Annotated in this window: 16 protein-coding genes; 9 read left to right on the forward strand and 7 right to left on the reverse strand. The window is 68.3% G+C overall.

Annotated elements, in window-relative coordinates:
- The first annotated feature begins 71 nt into the window (after window positions 1-71).
- The 6 genes from OG555_RS29860 to OG555_RS29885 all read left to right on the forward strand — a co-directional run bounded on the left by OG555_RS29860 (window position 72) and on the right by OG555_RS29885 (window position 6,550).
- Window positions 72-1,469, forward strand: coding sequence for a cytochrome ubiquinol oxidase subunit I (locus tag OG555_RS29860; protein WP_329475882.1), 1,398 nt, complete (start codon window positions 72-74; stop codon window positions 1,467-1,469).
- A 21-nt stretch (window positions 1,470-1,490) separates the two neighbouring features.
- On the forward strand, window positions 1,491-2,474 hold the full coding sequence (gene cydB, locus OG555_RS29865; protein WP_329475883.1) for a cytochrome d ubiquinol oxidase subunit II: 984 nt from the start codon (window positions 1,491-1,493) through the stop codon (window positions 2,472-2,474).
- 56 nt (window positions 2,475-2,530) lie between these two features.
- Window positions 2,531-2,965 (forward strand): NAD(P)-binding protein, encoded by a 435-nt coding sequence (locus OG555_RS29870; protein ID WP_329475884.1) that lies wholly within the window; start codon window positions 2,531-2,533, stop codon window positions 2,963-2,965.
- A complete protein-coding gene (locus OG555_RS29875; protein WP_329484893.1) occupies window positions 2,887-3,105 on the forward strand; it encodes a GMC oxidoreductase in 219 nt (72 codons plus the stop codon). Before OG555_RS29870 ends, OG555_RS29875 begins: the two co-directional genes overlap by 79 nt.
- 34 nt (window positions 3,106-3,139) lie before the next feature.
- Window positions 3,140-4,516: a glucose-6-phosphate dehydrogenase gene (zwf, locus tag OG555_RS29880; protein ID WP_329475885.1), complete on the forward strand. Its 1,377-nt coding sequence runs from the start codon at window positions 3,140-3,142 to the stop codon at window positions 4,514-4,516.
- A 138-nt stretch (window positions 4,517-4,654) separates the two neighbouring features.
- Window positions 4,655-6,550 carry a glycoside hydrolase family 15 protein gene (locus OG555_RS29885; RefSeq protein ID WP_329475886.1) on the forward strand — a complete coding sequence of 632 codons (1,896 nt, stop codon included), beginning with the start codon at window positions 4,655-4,657 and terminating at the stop codon, window positions 6,548-6,550.
- Between the two features lie 11 nt (window positions 6,551-6,561).
- Here the strand turns inward: OG555_RS29885 and OG555_RS29890 are convergent, their stop codons facing one another.
- The 4 genes from OG555_RS29890 to OG555_RS29905 form a co-directional block, all read right to left on the reverse strand.
- Window positions 6,562-7,755, reverse strand: a complete 1,194-nt coding sequence (locus tag OG555_RS29890) for a cation:proton antiporter (protein ID WP_329475887.1) — start codon at window positions 7,753-7,755, stop codon at window positions 6,562-6,564.
- Between the two features lie 158 nt (window positions 7,756-7,913).
- Window positions 7,914-9,296, reverse strand: a complete 1,383-nt coding sequence (locus tag OG555_RS29895) for an ABC transporter substrate-binding protein (RefSeq protein WP_329475888.1) — start codon at window positions 9,294-9,296, stop codon at window positions 7,914-7,916.
- Window positions 9,297-9,306: 10 nt separating this feature from the next.
- Window positions 9,307-10,263 carry a carbohydrate ABC transporter permease gene (locus OG555_RS29900; protein ID WP_329475889.1) on the reverse strand — a complete coding sequence of 319 codons (957 nt, stop codon included), beginning with the start codon at window positions 10,261-10,263 and terminating at the stop codon, window positions 9,307-9,309.
- A 9-nt stretch (window positions 10,264-10,272) separates the two neighbouring features.
- Complete coding sequence (locus OG555_RS29905; RefSeq protein WP_329475890.1) at window positions 10,273-11,193, reverse strand: carbohydrate ABC transporter permease; 921 nt, start codon at window positions 11,191-11,193, stop codon at window positions 10,273-10,275.
- Between the two features lie 119 nt (window positions 11,194-11,312).
- Between OG555_RS29905 and OG555_RS29910 the strand changes: the two genes are divergently transcribed.
- Window positions 11,313-12,491 carry an ROK family transcriptional regulator gene (locus OG555_RS29910; protein WP_329475892.1) on the forward strand — a complete coding sequence of 393 codons (1,179 nt, stop codon included), beginning with the start codon at window positions 11,313-11,315 and terminating at the stop codon, window positions 12,489-12,491.
- Between the two features lie 19 nt (window positions 12,492-12,510).
- On the opposite strand, the gene OG555_RS29915 is transcribed toward OG555_RS29910, so the two are convergent.
- From OG555_RS29915 to OG555_RS29925, 3 genes are read right to left on the reverse strand one after another with little or no spacing between them, the layout of a single operon-like run.
- On the reverse strand, window positions 12,511-12,906 hold the full coding sequence (locus OG555_RS29915; RefSeq protein WP_329475893.1) for a YchJ family protein: 396 nt from the start codon (window positions 12,904-12,906) through the stop codon (window positions 12,511-12,513).
- Between the two features lies 1 nt (window position 12,907).
- Window positions 12,908-13,318: a ferritin-like domain-containing protein gene (locus OG555_RS29920; protein ID WP_329475894.1), complete on the reverse strand. Its 411-nt coding sequence runs from the start codon at window positions 13,316-13,318 to the stop codon at window positions 12,908-12,910.
- Entirely contained in the window at window positions 13,315-13,863 is a 549-nt protein-coding gene (locus tag OG555_RS29925) for a cell division protein FtsK (protein WP_329475895.1), read from the reverse strand. Before OG555_RS29925 ends, OG555_RS29920 begins: the two co-directional genes overlap by 4 nt.
- Before the next feature lie 153 nt (window positions 13,864-14,016).
- Between OG555_RS29925 and rimP the strand changes: the two genes are divergently transcribed.
- Both rimP and nusA read left to right on the forward strand, forming a co-directional pair.
- Entirely contained in the window at window positions 14,017-14,538 is a 522-nt protein-coding gene (gene rimP / locus OG555_RS29930; protein WP_329475896.1) for a ribosome maturation factor RimP, read from the forward strand.
- A 1-nt stretch (window position 14,539) separates the two neighbouring features.
- On the forward strand, window positions 14,540-15,532 hold the full coding sequence (nusA, locus tag OG555_RS29935) for a transcription termination factor NusA (protein WP_329475897.1): 993 nt from the start codon (window positions 14,540-14,542) through the stop codon (window positions 15,530-15,532).
- The last annotated feature ends 31 nt before the right edge of the window (window positions 15,533-15,563 follow it).

Consider the following 15,563-nt stretch of genomic DNA (forward strand, 5'->3'; position numbering starts at 1 on the left):
TGCGCGGACCGTGACTCCGGGGCGAGCCTGCGGGAGACGACGAACGCTTCCGACGAGGGCGAAGGCCTGAGATGGACCCGACCGACCTGGCACGCATCCAGTTCGCGACCACCAGCATCTACCACTTCGTGTTCGTGCCCGTGACGATCGGGCTGGCCTTCCTGGTGGCCGTACTGCACACCCAGTGGTACCGATCCGGCCAGGAGGAGCACAAACGGCTGACCCGGTTCTTCGGGACCCTGCTGCTGATCAACATCGCCGTCGGCGTCGTCACCGGGCTGGTGCAGGAGTTCCAGTTCGGCATGAACTGGTCGGCCTACTCGCGGTTCGTCGGCGACGTCTTCGGCGCGCCGCTGGCGATGGAAGGGCTGGCGGCGTTCTTCCTGGAGTCGACGTTCCTGGGGTTGTGGCTCTTCGGCTGGAACGTGCTGCCCCGGCGGATCCATCTCGCCACGATCTGGCTGGTCGCGGTCGGGGCGTCGCTCTCGGCCGCGTTCATCATGGCCGCGAACTCGTGGATGCAGCACCCGGTCGGCTACAAGACCAACGCCCAGACCGGGCGGCCCGAGCTCAGCTCGATCGGGGACCTGTTCACGAACCCGGTGTTCCTCTGGGGCTTCATCCACGTGATCCTGGCCTCGCTGGTGACCGGCGCCGTGCTGATGCTGGCAGTGTCCGCGTGGCAACTCCGGCGCACCGAGCACGGCGGGCTTTTCCGGCGCTCGGCGAAACTCGCGATCGTCGTCCTGGTCCCAGTCTCGATCCTGGCGCTGGCGGTCGGCAGCCAGCTGGGTGTGATCGAGGCGAAGTACCAGCCGATGAAGATCGCGGCCGCCGAGGCACAGTGGGAGACCTGTCAGCCCTGCTCCTTCTCGCTGTTTCAGGTCGGCGGCGGCAGGAACGACGAGACCCCGACCCAGCTGCTCGAAGTACCCCATCTGCTGTCCCTGCTCGCCACCGGCACCTGGAACGGCGAGGTGGAAGGTCTCAACGAACTGCAGGCGGCCGACGTCCAGCAGTACGGCGCCGGCAACTACGTGCCGAACGTGTTCATCCAGTACTGGTCGATGCGGGTGATGGCGTACCTCGGCAGCCTGATCACGCTGCTCGCCCTCTGGGGCGCCTGGCTGCTGTACCGCAAGAAACTCACGGCGTCGCGGGTCTTCCTCGCCGTGGCGACGTGGGCGGTGCTGGCGCCGTTCCTGATGAACACGGCCGGCTGGATGCTGACCGAGAACGGGCGCCAGCCGTGGCTCGTCCAGGGGCTGATGAAGACCGCGGACGGCGTGTCCACCTCGGTCAGCACGACCGAGCTGGCGATCAGCGTCGGGGTGCTGGTCGCCGTCTACGTGCTGCTCGGGATCGTCTACCTCTTCCTGATGCTGCGCTACGCACGGCGCGGTCTCGAGCTCGAGCACGCCGACGGCGAGCCCTCGGGTGATCCCCGGACACCGGCGATCACCTACTAGCGACTGACCCGGGAGGCGGGTGTGGGACTACCCGAGCTGTGGTTCGTGATCATCGCGATCCTGTGGACGGGCTTCTTCGTCCTGGAGGGCTTCGATTTCGGGGTCGGGATGCTGCACCGGGTGGTCGGCCGGACGAGCCTGGAACGCCGGGTGGCCATCAACACCATCGGTCCGTTCTGGGACGGCAACGAGGTGTGGCTGGTGGTCGGCGGTGCGGCGATCTTTGCCGCCTTCCCCGACTGGTACGCCACCTGGTTCTCGGCGAGCTACCTCGCCGTCGTGCTGCTGCTGGTGGCGCTGATCATCCGCGGCGTGTCCTTCGAGTTCCGTGGCAAGGTCGACCAGCCCGGTTGGCGCCGGCTGTGGAGCGGGACGCTGACAACCGGCAGCCTGCTGGCGCCGCTCGTGCTCGGGATCGCGCTCGGCGATCTGGTGGCCGGTCTGCCGATCGACGCGAACGGCGAGTTCACCGGCACGTTCTGGGACCTCTTCACGCCGTTCGGCCTGTGGACAGGGCTGACGATGGTGGTGCTCTGCCTCCTGAACGGGGCGACGTTCCTCGGTATCAGGACAACCGGTGAGCTGCGCAAGCGGGCGCACCGCGCCGCTCGATGGATCGGCTGGGCCGGACTCGTGGTGGTCACGGCCTTCGCTGTCTGGATCCTGATCGTCGCAGACCACGGCTGGGGACCGGTCGTGGTCCTGGTGGTCGCCCCGGCAGCACTGGTCGTCTCCATCTGGGCCGTGCACCAGGAACGCGACGGGTTCGCTTTCCTGCTGTCGGCGGCGGCGACGGTCTGTTCCGTGGCGGGACTGTTCGCCGCCCTCTACCCCCAGGTTCTGGTGTCCAGCACTGACCCCGCGAACAGCCTCACCGTGCACAACGCGGCTTCGGGCAACTATGCGCTGACGGTGATGAGCGTGGTCGCCGCGGTGTTCCTCCCGCTGGTGCTGCTCTACCAGGCCTGGTCGTACTTCGTGTTCCGTCACCGCTTGAGCACCTAGGTCAGTCATCCAACCGGGATGAGGCATCCGGCCCGTACCCGTCGAAGGCTGGAGACATGGCGGACGGTCAGCACTACGACGTGGTCATCATCGGCACCGGAGCGGGAGGCGGCACACTGGCCCATCGGCTGGCACCGTCCGGTAAGCGGATCCTGCTCCTCGAACGCGGGGACTATCTGCCGCGAGAACGCGAGAACTGGGACTCCACGGCGGTGTTCGTCCAAGGCCGGTACCGCGCACCGGAGTTCTGGTACGACGAGCACGGCCACGAGTTCCCGCCGGAGACCAACTACTACGTGGGCGGCAACACCAAGTTCTACGGCGCCGCCCTGTTCCGGTTGCGGCCGCAGGACTTCGGCGAACTGCGGCACCACGACGGCGTCTCGCCGTCAGCATCTACCTGCACATGGGGATGCCCATCGGCGCCACCGCGCACCAGGCGGGCACAGTACGGTTCGGCGACGACCCACAGAGCTCGGCCCTCGATGTGAACTGCAAGGCGCACGACGTCGACAACCTCTACGTCGTCGATACCAGCTTCTTCCCGAGCATCGGTGCCGTGAACCCTTCGCTGACCGCGATCGCGAACGCGCTGCGGGTCGGCGACCACATCCTCGACCGGCTCGGCTGAGCCCAGCGCACCCGGAGTGACTAGGAGAACCACCATGCCAACCGCCGACATGGACGCACTGGTCATCTTCGGCGCGACCGGTGATCTCGCGAAGCTCGAGACCTTCCCCGCCCTGGTCGGGCTGGTCGATCGGGGCGTGCTCGACGTACCGATCATCGGGGTGGCCAAGAGCGGCTGGGGACTCGACCAGTTCCGCGCGTACGCGACAGCGTCGTTACGGGCCAACGGGATCGACGCCGACACCCCAGCGGCAGCCGGCATGCTCCGCCTCCTGCGCTACATCGACGGCGACCTCGACGACGCCGCGACGTACGCCGCGATGGCCGACGAGATCGGCGCCGGGAAACGAGCCCTGTTCTACCTCGAGGTGCCGCCGCCGCTGTTCGGCCGGATCGCCGAGGGCATCGCGGGTGCGGGCAAGACCGACGGGGCCCGGGTGATGGTCGAGAAGCCGTTCGGCACCGACCTCGCCAGCGCCCAGGAGCTCAACGCGACCATGAACAAGGTCTTCCCCGAGGACGCCATCTACCGGGTGGACCACTGGCTCGGCCTGGACCCGCTGGAGAACGTGCTGTTCGCGCGTTTCGCCAACTCGGTGGTCGAACCGCTGCTCAACCGCGACCACGTGGCGAGCATCCAGATCACCATGGCGGAGAACTTCGACGTATCCGACCGCGGCAGTTTCTACGACCGCACCGGGGCGATCCGCGATGTTCTCCAGAACCACATGCTGCAGGTGCTCGCGTGCGTGACGGCCGATCCGCCGGGCCAGTTCGACGACGCGACCTGGCGAGCGCAGAAGTCCGCGGTGATCAAGTCACTACGACCGCTCACCGCCGCCGACACGGTGTGCGGGCAGTACGACGGTTACCTGGACGTCGCCGGTGTCGATCCCACGTCGCGGACCGAGACGTACGTCGCGATCCGGCTCGCTCTCGACACCTGGCGCTGGGCCGGCGTACCGATCGCGATTCGGGCCGGGAAATGCCTGCCGGTCACCGCGACCGAGGTGATGATCCGCTTCCACCGCCCACCGCAGGACATCTTCGGACTGGGGGATTCCGGCGCCGCGAACGAGATGCGGTTCCGGATCTGGCCGGAGAGCGAGGTCGGGCTCATCCTGTGCGGCAAGAAGCCCGGCGCCGGCTGGACCGCGCAGCCCGAGCACCTCACCTTCGCCGAGGTGCCGGGATCCGACCAGCGACCGTACGACCGGCTGATCGGGGCGGCGCTCCGCGGCCGGCAGTCGCTCTTCGCTGCGCAGGACACGGTCGAGGCGGCCTGGCGAGTGGTCGAGCCCGTGCTCGGTGACGTCGTCCCCGTCGTTCCGTACGCCAAGAGCAGCTGGGGGCCGAAGGAGGCCGACGCCCTGCTGCCGCCCGGCGCGAGCTGGCATGACCCGGCCGGATGATCCAGGGGGCCGATCGATGAGCGAGCGAACCAGCAGCGGCGCCGGGGACCGATCGGAGCGCGAACGTGCCTTCACGATGCAGCAGGTCGTGCCCGGTGGCGTCGACCTGTATCACAACCGAACCGGAGACGACCCCTCATGACTGACTACCCACTCATCGCCGACCACGGGTTGATCGGCGACCTGCAGACCGCTGCGCTGGTGACCACGGACGGGTCCATCGACTGGTTCTGCTGTCCACGGTTCGATTCGCCGAGCGTCTTCGCGGCGCTGCTCGACCAGGAACGCGGCGGCTATTTCCGGGTGCGGGCGACCGGCGAAGGCGTGACCAGCCGGCAGCTGTACCTCCCGGACACCGCCATCCTCATCACCCGCTTCCTGACCGAGGACGGCGTCGGCGAGGTCGTCGACTTCATGCCGCCGGCCGGCAAGCAGCCCACCGCGAACCACCGGATCCTGCGGGTGATGCGGTGCGTGCGGGGCCGGATCGCCTTCGAGGTCGACATCGCGCCCCGGTTCGACTACGGCCGCAAGGAGCACGAGACGCAGGTGATCGGGCCCGGGGCGGTCTTCGTGACGGAGGACCTGAGCCTGACGCTGCACGCGGTCCGTGAGCCGGGTGACGAGCGGCTGGCGCAGGTACGGCTCGACGGCGGCGACATCCACATCGACTACGAGATGTCGGCCGGGCAGACCCGGGGGCTGGTGCTGGAGTCGGCGGCCGAAGGACCACCGCGGGAGATCCGGGTCGCGGAGTTCACCGCGATGTTCGACGACGCGACCGCGTTCTGGCGCGACTGGTTGTCGCAGTCGACGTACACCGGCCGGTGGCGGGAGATGCTGCAGCGGTCGGCGATCACGCTCAAGCTGATGACGTACGCGCCTACCGGAGCACTGGTCGCGGCTCCGACGGCCGGGTTGCCCGAGCAGCTCGGCGGCGAGCGCAACTGGGACTACCGCTACACCTGGGTGCGGGATGCGTCGTTCTCCGTCTACGCGCTGCTCGGCCTCGGATTCACCGAGGAGGCGGCGGACTTCTGCGGCTGGTTGCGTGACCGCGTTCAGGAGAAGGCCGGCGGGAAAGGCGGCCCGCTGAACATCATGTACCGCGTGGACGGGTCGTCCGATCTGACCGAGGAGACCCTCGAGCACCTGGAGGGCTACTGCGGCTCCCGGCCGGTACGGATCGGCAACGGTGCCTCGGAGCAGCGGCAGATGGACATCTACGGTGAAGCGCTGGACAGCATCTACTTCGCCGACCAGCACGGGATCGACGTCGACCTCCAGACGTGGGCCGCCCTGCGGGGCATCGTCGACTGGCTGAGCGAGAACTGGGACCTGCCGGGGGAGGGGATCTGGGAGACCCGCGGCGGGCAGAAGGACTTCACCTATGGCCGGGTGATGAGCTGGGTAGCCTTCGACCGGGCCATCCGGCTGGCCACCGAGCGGGGCCTGCCGGGCTCGGTGGGCCAGTGGGTGACGACCCGGGACGCGATCCACAACCAGGTCCTGCAGCGTGGTTGGAACGAGAAGCTCGGGGCGTTCGTGCAGCACTACGGCGACACCGTGCTGGACTCGTCGATGTTGCGCATGGCAACAGTCGGCGCGATCGGGCCCACCGATCCGATGTGGTTGTCGACGCTGGACGCGATGGAGGCCGAGCTGGTGGTCGACAGCCTCGTCTACCGCTATGACCCGGCCGCCTCACCGGACGGGCTGGCCGGTGACGAGGGCACGTTCTCGCTGTGTACCTTCAATTATGTCGACGCCCTGGCCCGGGCGGGCCGCCTCGACGAGGCACGACTGATCTTCGAGAAGATGCTCACCTACGCCAATCACGTGGGTCTGTTCTCCGAGGAGATCGGCCGGACCGGTCAGCAACTCGGCAACTTCCCGCAGGCTTTCACGCACCTGGCTCTGATCGACGCGGCCATCACGCTCGACGCCGCGCTGGATGGCGCGAGGTCCAACCGCCGGTACGCCACGGTAGGCATTCCGGCCGCGCGCGGGGCGGCGGACGCGGCGGCGACCTGAGCGGCGGACAGCTAAGGCAGGGGTTCGCCGGTCTCGTCGTGGGTGCGGGCGAGCCGGCGGTCGATGGCGACGGCGATCGCCGGGTACACCAGCACCGACAAGACGCCCGCGCCCACCAGCGCGGCCGCGTTCTCGGGCAGCATCTCGCCGGTCTCGAGTCCGATCGCACTGAGGGCGACGAGCAGCGGCAACGCCGTCGACACCACGAAGACGAGTTCGAACCGTCGCTGTCGGGGCAGCGCGGTTCGGTACACCGCCAGCGTCGGCAGCCCGCGCACGACGAGCAGCAGGAGGAAGAACAGGAACAGCCGCCCAGGTGCCTTGATGATCGAGTCCAGGTCGAGACTCATCCCTGAGGACACGAAGAAGATGGGAATGAAGAAGCCGTAGCCGACGGCATCGAGCTTGCGGTCCAGTCCCTCGACGTTCCCGGGCGCCCACCGATGCAGGACGACTCCCGCCACGAAGGCCCCCAGGACGACGTCGAGCCCGAAGTCGGCGGCGATGACGAGCAGGAGCAGCAACATCGCGACCGTCCACCGCAGCGTCGTCTGCGAGGTCGCGTCCTGTCCCTCCGACAGGATCTGCGCGATCCGGCCGCCACGACTCAGTCTGGGCGCCAGACTGAGCAGGAGCCCGAGGACGCCCACGGCGACCAGTGAGATGAGCCCGATGAACCGGCCGTGCGACCCGAGAAAGATCGCGATGGCCACGACAGGCAGGAACTCCCCGACCGCCCCGGCGGCCAGGACGTAGGAGCTGAACGACCCGCGCAGCATGTTGTTGTCCCGCAGGATCGGTAACAGCGTTCCGAGCGCCGTCGTCGTCAGACCGAGCGCGACCGGCACGAACGCGTCTACAACGCCCAGCGCCGCGAGCGCCCCGACGACCGCAACGGCCAGCGCCACAGTGACCAGCCACCCGACGATGGCAAGCTTGCCGGCCCGCTGCCGGAAGACCGCCAAGTCGAGCTCATAGCCCGCCAGCAGGAACAGGAACCCCAGACCGACGTTCGAGAGCAGGACGATGCTGCCCGGGTCGGCCAGATTGAGAACCTGCGGCCCGACCACCACGCCGCCGACAATGAGCACCACGACCTGGGGGATCCGCAACCGGCTGAGCAACCCGACGAGCACAGGTGTCAGGGCGGCCACCAGCGCGACGACGAACAGGCTGGTCAGTCCCCGATCGAGGTCAGTGTTCATCCCACCAGCCTCACTGCCCGTACGTACCGGAGACCTCACCCGGTCCGGACGATCCTCACCCGTCACGACCCGTCACAACCCGTGACGTGGCTGGACGTCGGACGGGTCGATCGGCGCCGGCCGGCCGGGTGGAGCCACGCGGTCCACCCGGCCTTGCGCTACTGGGCGACCTTGAACAGCTCGTCGAGTTGCGTGTTGAGCTTCGTCAACGAGCTGACGGGCGAGCTGCCGATGTAGACGGCGTCGAAGCGTGGCGCCATCAGCGCCGCGATGTCGGCGGCGTTCGTCGTCACCGGGAACAGGAACGTCGTCTTGTCGACGACCTGCCGGGTGAACGGGGTGACGTCGAGTTTGCGCTCGGACTTGTTGTAGGCGATCGCCAGTTGGGTGCCGGCCGGCCGGGCCGGGAAGACGACGCCGGACTGGCCGATGATGTTCTGGCACTCCGCGCCGGACAGGAACGCGACCCACTTCGCGGCGTTCTCGGGCTGCTTCGACAGCGTGGTGACCGAGTCGGCCAGGCCGTTGAACATCGACGCCCGCTTGCCGCTCGGCCCGATCGGGGTCGGTGCCAGCCCGATGTCCAGCTTCTTGCCGGAGGAGTCGGTGAGTTTGGTGAAGCTGGAGATCATCCACGACCCGCTGAGGCCCATGGCCGCCGTACCGGACTGGATCTGCTTGTCGGTGCCGATCGCGTTCGCGCCGCCGATCTCCTCGTAGCTGGGCATGTAGCCCTTCTGCACCATGCCGAAGTACCAGCTCAGCGTGTCCTGCAGGGCCGGCTGGTCCAGGTTGAACTTGGTGCCCCAGGGGTTCTTGTCGGTCGCCTGCCAGCCGGCGCTGCCGGCGAACGCCGACCACTGCGTCTGGCCCCAGCCACCGCCGCCGGAGCCTTCGGAGGCGAGGCCATGCGTCTTGACGTGCGACTTGTCGAACCCCGGCTCGTCGCCCCGGACGCCCTTCTCGTCGATGGTGAGATGCGCGACGAGCTTCTCGAACGTGCCGCCGTCCTGGGGGTTCCAGGTGAGGTTCTCCAACTCGGCGGGATCCACGCCCGCCGCCTTGAGTGCGGCGCCGTCATAGAAGATCGCGATCGTGTCCCAGTCCTTGGGTGCGCCGTACCGCTTGCCGTCCTGGCCCTTCCACAGTTCCGCCAGGCCCTGCTGGTAGTCGCCGTCCTTGATCCCACTGGTCGGGCCGAGGTCGTCGAGGGGGCGGAGGACCTTCAGATCGACGTACTGGGCGAACTTCGACAGGTGGTCGGTGAAGACATCGGGTGCGGTATCGGCGATGAAGCCGGCGGTGAGCTTGGACCAGTAGGCGTCCCAGCCGTACTGCGAGATGTGGATCTTCAGGCCGGGATTGGCCTTGGCGAACGCGTCGGCGCACTTCTGGTAGCCCGGCTGCTGGGCCGAGTCCCACAGCCAGTACTCGATGGTGCCGTTCGCGCTGCTACCGGTTGTACTACTGCAGGCGGTCAAGGCCGCGGCGGTGAGCAGAGCGACCGCGGCGGTGCGGATCCGTTGCCGGAAGGTGATCATGCCGGGCTCCTCACTTGATCCCGCTGAAGCCGATGGAGTTGACGATGCGCTTCGCGAAGAGCATGAAGAGCACGAGCATCGGCAGGGCGGCGACGAGGGTGGCGGCCATCAGGCCGGACCAGTCGGGGCCGGTCTGCGGCGTCTGGGACTTGAAGACGCCGAGCGCGACGGTGAGGACGCGCGACCTGTCGGTGTAGCTGACCATCAGCGCCCAGAAGTACTCGTTCCACGCCGCCATGTAGGTCAGGATCGCCAGCGTCGTGATCGGGGCCACCGACATCGGCAGGATGAGCCGGAAGAACACCCTGACCTTGGAAGCGCCGTCCATCAGCGCGGCCTCCTCCACCTCGCGGGAGATCCCGAGGAAGAACTGGCGCAGGAAGAACACCGCGAACGGCGTCATGAACATGGTCGGCAGGGCGATCCCGATCAGGGTGTCCACCAGACCGAGTTGCTTGAGCAGCACGAAGTTCGGCAGCAGCGTGAAGATCGCCGGAATCATCAGGCCGCCCAGGAAGAACGCGAAGAACTTCTCACGGTGCTTCCATTGCAGCCGCGCGAACGCGTACGCCGCCATCGCGGAGAAGAACACCTGCCCGGCAGTGATGAGCGTGGCGACGACGACGGAGTTGAACAGGTAGCGCCAGAAGTTGAGCGCCTGCCCGGCGCCACCGGCATCGATGGCCTCCTGCCCGGTCTGCAGGCCGAAGACCCGCTCGAAGCCGCCGGCCGAGGTCTGCACCGGTAGCAGGCTGCCGGAACCCGAGTAGAGGGCGTTGTTACTGGACAGCGCCGTACGCAGCATCCAGTAGAACGGGAACAGGCTGACGAGGATCACCAGGATCATGAACGTCCAGGCGAGTGCGCGACCGGCGCTGAACCGGTGTGGCTCGCTCGGGGTGGCCGCGCGTTCCCTGACAACTGTGGGCGGCGCGGCGGCGACCTTCGGGGTGGTGTCGGTGGTCATGGTCGCTCCTCAGGCCAGGTCGGAGGACTCGGCGCGGGTGAGCCGGTACTGGACGAACGTCACGATCACCAGGACGACGAGCAGCGCCACCGACATGGCCGACGCGTAGCCGAACTGGAAGCGCCCGAACGCGACGTCGTAGATGTAGTACTGCAGCACCCGGGAGGAATCGACCGGTCCACCGTGCGTCGCGATCGCCACTGTGTCGAAGACCTGGAACGAGCCGACCACCGTGATGATCAGGACCAGTGAGAGGATCGGGCGCAGCAGCGGCACTGTGATGCTGCGGAACATCCGGACTTCGCTCGCGCCGTCGATGCGGCCCGCCTCGTAGACGGTCTCGGGGATCATCTGCAGACCGGCGAAGATCAGCAGCGCGGTGTAGCCGACATGCCGCCAGACATTGATGAAGGCGATCGTCGGGATGACCCAGGCGCTGTCGGACAGGAACGGGATCCGGTCCAGGCCGATCGCCGCGATGATGTTGTTCGCGATGCCGAGCTGGTAGTCGAGGATCCAGAGGAAGACCATCGCGGCCACCACGTTCGAGACGAGGAACGGCGTGAGCACGATGCCGCGCAGCCAGGTCCGCTGGGTCAGGCGCTGCATCATGACTGCGATCACCAGGGCGATAACCGTCTGGAAGCCGATGTTCAGGATCACGTAGTAGAGCGTCACCTTCAACGCGTTCCAGAACACCGGGTCGTGGATCATCCGGACGTAGTTGTCCAGACCGTTGAACTCCGGCGGCGTGAGCAGGTTGAACTTCGTGAAGCTGAGGTAGATCCCGCGCAGGGTCGGCCAGACCAGGAAGACTCCGAAGCCGATCAGTGCGGGAAGGATGAACAGCAGCGCCAGACGGGTGTCGTCGCGCGGACCGTTCCTGGCGCGACCGGCCTTCGCCGGCCGGATCGTGGTTGTGGTGGCCATCAGCTCTCCTTCGCCTGGGGACTGATAGCCGGGGGCCTGGGCTATTTACAGTCAGATTGAAAATAAGCCAGGATGGTCAGTGTGACAAGGGTCACGTCGCATCTTTGTAAACTAGGCAGATGGTGACTGGCACGTCGGAACGATCGGCCGGTGAGCGGGGCCTGACCGCGGGGGAGCTCGCCGTTACCCGCCAGTTGCTGGTCCACGGCCCGGCGACCCGCGGCGATCTCGGCGACCGGCTCAATCTCTCGTACGCTTCGATGTCCCGGTTGGCCCGCGCCCTCATCCTCGGCGGCATGGCCACCGAGGACCTCGAGCCCGCGGCAGCGATCGGCCGACCGCGCCAGATCCTGACCGCGGTGCCCAGTGCCCGGCACGTCGTCGGCGTCAAGCTCACCGGCGACACCGCGTACGGCGTCGTCTGCGACCTGTTCGGCGAGGTCAAAGCCACGACGAGGGCGGCCTTGCCCGGGCCCGAGGAGAGCGGTGTCGTGCCGGTTGCGGCCACCGTCAAGCTCATCGCGCAGCTGGCGAACAGGCTCGCTCCGAAGGTGCCGACCGTGGACGGCATCGGGGTGTCCGTCGGCGGGGTGATCGCGGACCGTTCGGTCGTCCGGGAGGGGACCTTCCTGGGCTGGCGCGATGTGGATCTCGGCGGACCGCTGCGAGACCGGATCGGTCTGCCGGTCATCGTCACCAACGACGTCACCGCGCTGGCTCGCGACCAACTGTGGTTCGGGGCCGGCCGCACCCACTCGACCTTCGGCATCGTCACCGTCGGCGCCGGTCTCGGCGTGGGCGTCGTCCGGGACGGCGTCGCCGTCGAGGAACTGATCGACAACGGTCACCTACTGGCCCACTCGCCCGTCGATAGCGGCGGGCCCACCTGCAGCCTCGGCCACCGGGGGTGCGCGGCGGCTTATCTCAACCGGGAGGATCTCGAGCGCAACGCGTCGGCGGCCGTCGGCCACCCGGTCACCCTGCACGACCTCGTCCGGGCCCGATCCGGCGGCGACCCGGCCGCCACCCGTCGGCTCGACGACGCCGCCCGGGCACTCGGACACGTCGTGGCGTCGTTCGCCGGGGCGCTCCAGACGACCTGCATCGTGCTGGGTGGCGAGGACGTCGCCGCCTTCACCGACTCGCCGGCTCTGCAGGAGACGATCGCGGATCGGCTTCGCCCGGGGCCGTTGGAGACCCAGCGCTGCACGCTCGACGTCCTCACCACCCCGCTGACCTTCACCGACTGGGCGCGCGGTGCCGCGGTAGCAGGCATCCAGCACGTCCTAGGCGCCTAGAACACCTACAACACCGGCATCATCGGCCTGTGGCGCCGCCGGAGAGAGCGTCGACGTACACCCAAGTGCCGTTCTCGCGGGTGAAGTGGCTGTTCTCCTGCTGGTGGCCCGGGCGGCCGTCGAGTGCGTAGTGCGCGCGGAACTCGACAGTTCCTTCGGTGTGAAACGGGCTTCCATCGGTGGTGTTCAGGATCTCGAGACCGGTCCAGACGAGGTCCGGATCCAGCTGGAGGTCGACCGGGCGCGTCGAGGAGTGCCAGCTGCGCAGCAGGTACGGCACATCGCCGACGACGAAGGCCGAGTAGCGCGAGCGCATCAGTTGCTCGGCTGTGTTGGCCGACGTACGGCCTTGGTGCAGGCGGCCACAGCAGTCGTCATAGGCGGCGTCGAGCCCACACGGACAGGATCTGGCCATCTCACACCGCGCCGGGGAAGGCCACCGGAGCGCTGCCCCAGGCAACCTGGGCGCTCGCGGCGGCGAGCAGGCTCTCGATGGCGAAGGCCCGGACGGCCGGCTGCTCGGCCGCCTCGACCAGGTCGCCGTACACGGCTGCCACTCGCCGCTCGATCAGCAGGACGAGGGCGGCGGCGGTGGCCGCGTTCGTGACCGCCTGGGGCAGGTCGTACGCCGGTTCCGCGGCGACCGGAGTCTCACCGGCGGCGACGACCAGGGCGCTCAGGTGGTCGCGGTTGTCGCGGTGCTGCTCATAGCAGTCGGTCGCGGCCTTGAAGCGGGCGCCACTCAGCTTCCCGCCGGCCACGCCCACGCCGTACATGGCCGCATGTTCCCCGGCGAGCGCGGCCTGCAGAGCTTCGAGCTGGGTCACGAGGCGTTGGCCTTCTTGTTCGGGGTCAGGGTTGTCGCCAGTTGGGTCTCGGCGGCGGCGATCATCGCCAGCAGGCGGGCCGGGGCGCCGGACACCTTGGCTGCCGCGGCGGCGTGGGCGATCGCCGCCGCCTTCTCCTGCTTGGCCAGGGCGGTGAGCGCGGCCGACGACGTCCCCGCGACGGCCGGTGTCTTGCCGGCGGCGGCCGTGACCCCGGCGGTCTCCTTGAGCTTGGCCAGGTGACTGGCGTGGTACTTCGCGCCGGCCGCGAGCTGGGTCCGCAGCGCCGGGAACTTCCGGCTCGTCACCGCGAACGCGAGGGATAATAGAGTGACCTGGGTCGCCGCCGTGCTGAGTGCGGCGACGACCGCGGGGTCGGCGGTCGGCGTCTCCTGGGCGCGCCCATCGGACGACGAGGGGTTGACGGCGCCCGGCGTACTCCCGGCCGGATCGTCCTTGCAGCCGGCCAGCGTGACGGCTCCGGGCACCAGGGCCGCACTCACCAGGAGGCTGCGGCGGGACACGCGGCGGGGTTCGATCGGCACGGCGGAACGATACCTGGTGACGCGCCGGTGACCGGTCTGGGACGAGCCGGTGACCTGAGCACTGCGACCGGCCGGATATGGTGGGCTACTGCCCTCGGCCGGACCGCCGGGGGTGGAACGGGTGCACAACTGGAGAGAGAGGCAGGTCAACCTGTGAGCCGAAGGACTGACCACACGGACACCACGAGCCTCGAGAACTTCCTGCGGCCGGTCGTCGATCAGTTCGGCTGCGACCTGGAGGCCGCGGAGATCTCTCCGGCCGGCCGCCGCCGGTTGCTGCGCGTGCTCGTCGACCGCGACGGCGGCATCAGCCTGGACGACGTCGCCGACGTGACCCGGGCGATCTCCAAGGCACTGGACGCCGACGACATCATGGGCGACGGCGCCTACACGCTGGAGGTCTCCAGCCCCGGCGTCGACCGGCCGCTCACCCTGCCCCGGCACTGGCGGCGCAACGTCAGCCGGCTGGTCGCGGTCACGCTGACCGCGGGCGGCAAGCTGACCGGCCGGATCAAGTCCGCCTCCGAGGAGGCGGCCGAGCTGGACGTGGACGGCAAGCGGCAGACGGTGGCGTACGCCGACGTCGAGAAGGCCAAGATCCAGATCGAATTCAACCGGCCCGCCGGCAACGACGAATCAGAAACACCTGCCGACGGCACGGTGGAGGAGAACTGACATGGACATCGACATGGCCGTGCTGCGGTCACTGGAGCGGGAGAAGGACATCGCCCTCGAGGTCGTTGTCGAGGCGATCGAGGCGGCCCTCCTGGTCGCGTACCACCGGACCGAGGGCGCTCAGCAGCACGCTCGCGTCGAGCTGGACCGCAAGACCGGGCACGTCACCGTGTTCGCCCGCGAGCTCGCCGAGGACGGCACCGTGGCCCGCGAGTACGACGACACCCCGGCCGACTTCGGCCGGATCGCGGCCACCACGGCCAAGCAGATCATCCTGCAGCGGCTGCGCGACGCCGAGGACGAGGTCCGGTACGGCGAGTTCTCCGGCAAGGAGGGCGACATCGTCTCCGGAGTCGTCCAGCAGGGGCGCGACCCGCGCTCGGTGATGGTCGACCTCGGCAAGATCGAGGCGGTGCTGCCGGCGCCGGAGCAGGTGCCGGGGGAGAAGTACGAGCACGGCTCCCGGTTGCGGGTGTACGTCGTGGGCGTCCGGAAGGGCTTCAAGGGTCCGCAGATCACGGTCAGCCGGACCCACCCGAACCTGGTCAAGAAGCTGTTCGCGCTCGAGGTCCCGGAGATCGCGGACGGCACGGTCGAGATCACCGCGATCGCGCGGGAGGCCGGTCACCGGACCAAGATCGCCGTCCGGACGCTGAACCCGTCGGTGAACGGGAAGGGCGCGTGCATCGGGCCGATGGGCCAGCGGGTGCGCAACATCATGCACGAGTTGCACGGCGAGAAGATCGACATCATCGACCACAGCGACGATCCGGCCACCTTCGTCGGGAATGCGCTGTCCCCGGCGCAGGTTACATCTGTCGAGGTGGTCGACGCCGCGGCACGTGCCGCGCGGGTCGTCGTCCCCGACTACCAGCTCTCGCTCGCGATCGGCAAGGAAGGGCAGAACGCCCGCCTGGCCGCCCGGCTGACCGGGTGGCGGATCGACATCCGGCCGGATACGGATGTGACTCGTGAGGACGAGAAGGTAGACTGATCTCTCGGTCGGTCGACTGAGTCGCAACCAC

This window comes from Kribbella sp. NBC_01484 (assembly GCF_036227145.1).
In the GTDB taxonomy this organism is placed as follows: domain Bacteria; phylum Actinomycetota; class Actinomycetes; order Propionibacteriales; family Kribbellaceae; genus Kribbella.